General features: G+C 56.6%; 3 protein-coding genes. All 3 read left to right on the forward strand.

Going from position 1 to position 2486, the window contains the following annotated elements:
* The first annotated feature begins 55 nt into the window (after positions 1-55).
* From tnpB to AAC035_RS20565, 3 genes are read left to right on the forward strand one after another with little or no spacing between them, the layout of a single operon-like run.
* Positions 56-241, forward strand: a complete 186-nt coding sequence (gene tnpB, locus AAC035_RS20555) for an IS66 family insertion sequence element accessory protein TnpB (protein WP_339806980.1) — start codon at positions 56-58, stop codon at positions 239-241.
* 28 nt (positions 242-269) lie between these two features.
* A complete protein-coding gene (locus tag AAC035_RS20560; RefSeq protein WP_339806981.1) occupies positions 270-1919 on the forward strand; it encodes an IS66 family transposase in 1650 nt (549 codons plus the stop codon).
* Positions 1909-2178, forward strand: a complete 270-nt coding sequence (locus tag AAC035_RS20565; RefSeq protein WP_113862548.1) for a hypothetical protein — start codon at positions 1909-1911, stop codon at positions 2176-2178. The genes AAC035_RS20560 and AAC035_RS20565 overlap by 11 nt, the downstream gene beginning before the upstream one ends.
* Positions 2179-2486 lie beyond the last annotated feature (308 nt).

Consider the following 2486-nt stretch of genomic DNA (forward strand, 5'->3'; position numbering starts at 1 on the left):
GAGACCTCTGCGTGACGTGAAGTAGGTCAACTACGTCGTGGAATGAACGCTTACGATGAAGATGCTGTATTTTACCGCTACTGGTTACTGCCTGTGGGCCAAGCGTCTGGAGCAGGGGCAGTTCCGGGTGCCGTTATCCGCCTCCGGGCAGCGAGCCCTGACCCTGACGGATCTGCAACTGCTGATCGATGGTATCGAAGTGCAAAAATACCGCCAGTTCAAGCGTTTTCGGGGGGTATAAAAGACGGACGTCCGGTATAATATCGGCCATGAATTCAACGGCTTCCACTCCTTCTTCCAACGCACCTTCTGACTCGGCCCTGGCCGAGGAGAATGCCTTGTTGCGGGAGCAGTTGGGGGCCCAGGCAGAAGCCATTCGCCAGTTGACCCGCCAACTGGACTGGTTCAAAAAGCAGCTGTTCGGTCCCAAATCCGAGAAGCAGGTTTATGATGTTCCACAACAGAACAATCTGTTCCAGCCAGATGAAGCACAGCTGCCGGAGCAGCCTGCTGATGAAGAGAAACGCACCATCAAGGCTTATCAACGCGGCACCGGCAAGAAACAGCGGGACGACGACTGCCTGAACGACACCGGCCTGCGCTTTACCACCGACGTGCCGGTGGAAGTCATTGAACACCTGCCACCGGAGCTGACTGGCCCGGAGGCCGACCAGTACGAAGTGATTGGCAGCAAGACCACCTACCGGCTGGCCCAGCGGGCCTCCAGTTATGTGGTGCTCAAATGCGAACGCCCGGTGTTCCGACGCAAAGGAGCCGAGAAGCCGGTGACGACTCCAGCTCCGTTCAACGTGCTGGACAATAGCCTGGCCGATGTCAGCCTGCTGGCCGGGCTGTTGGTGGACAAGTTCCAGTTCCACCTACCGCTGTATCGTCAGCACCAGCGCATCCAGCAAGCAGGTATTACCGTTAGTCGCAGTACGCTCACGAACCTGGTTAAACGAGCCATCGACCTGCTGCGCCCCATTGTGGATGCCCAGACCGACAGCGTGTTGCGCAGCCGGGTACTGGCCATGGACGAAACACCCATTAAAGCCGGTCACCAGGGCCGGGCGGGCCCGCAAAAAGGCAAGATGAAATCTGGCTGGTTCTGGCCGCTGTACGGTGATGCCGACGAAGTGGTGTTCACCTACTCGAACAGTCGTGGGCGTGCTCACATCGAACAGGTGCTCAGCGAATCGTTCAGCGGCACCCTGATCAGTGACGGCTATGCGGCCTACTCACGTTATGCCGCCGCCCAGGAAAACGTCACCCACGCTCAGTGTTGGGTGCACAGTCGCCGTTACTTTATCGAGGCGCAGAAAGAACACCCGGAGCAGGCCACCGAGGCTCTGCAACGGATCGCGAAGCTGTACCAGAATGAGGAAACCATTAAAACCCAAGGAGTGACTGGCGAGAAGAAACGCCAGTACCGGTTGGACCACTCGAAGCCAGTGGTCAGCGACTTCTTCCAGTGGTGCCGGGATCAGTTGGAGCAAGGGGGCCTGTTGCCCAGCGACTCACTGACCAAAGCTCTGAACTACGTGCTCAGCCGGGAAGCCAGCCTGAACGTGTTCCTGGAAGATCCCGACGTGCAACCAGACACCAACCACCTGGAACGGGCCCTGCGACCCATTCCGATGGGCAAGAAAAACTGGATGTTCTGCTGGACCGAACTGGGCGCGGAACACCTGGGCATCATCCAGAGCCTGATCAGCACCTGCAAGCTGCACGACATAAATCCGTACACCTATCTGGTGGACGTACTGCAACGCATCAGCCAGCACCCGGCCAGTGAAGTCAGCGACCTGACCCCGCGACTCTGGAAAACCCGGTTCGTCGAGAACCCGTTACGGGCACTGATCGATCTGCGCCACCCTGACCGACAGTGCAAACAGCCGGAGGCCGTTCATGCGCATTGAAGACATGAGCATCGACCAGTTGCTGGAACTGAATCAATACATCTGCCGGCGCATCGACGAACTGAGGGATCAGGAAAATCTCCAGGCGCTAAGCCAGTTGCGGGTAGGCCTGAAAGTGACCTTCGAGGGCCGGGAAGGACCCGTGCTGGGGATCGTCACCAAGATCAACCGCAAGAGCGTGATCGTACTGGGTGAGGATGGCAGGAAGCAGTACAAGGTCTCGCCGGAGTTATTGAGACCTCTGCGTGACGTGAAGTAGGTCAACTACGTCGTGGAATGAACGCTTACGTCCAGAAGAACATGACTAAACGTTCTGATTGCAGCTGACAAAACACACCAGCCCCCCCCAAGGACGATCTCCCAGTCTCGATTCAAACCGAGTGCAAAGAATCTAATCTCTAGCCCATATGAACTGATGTGAAAGGAATGAGATTTTCCAGTATCGGAATAGGTTGTAAACTATGTTGATCATGGATGGTAGCTTTGTAGCGACTCCCTCACAGTCCAAAAGAGGTAATCCCCCCATTTTTAACGGGGTTCAAAAGTAGACCTCAGACCAGCATGGCC

Source organism: uncultured Marinobacter sp. (assembly GCF_963974375.1).
Classification (GTDB): Bacteria; Pseudomonadota; Gammaproteobacteria; order Pseudomonadales; family Oleiphilaceae; genus Marinobacter.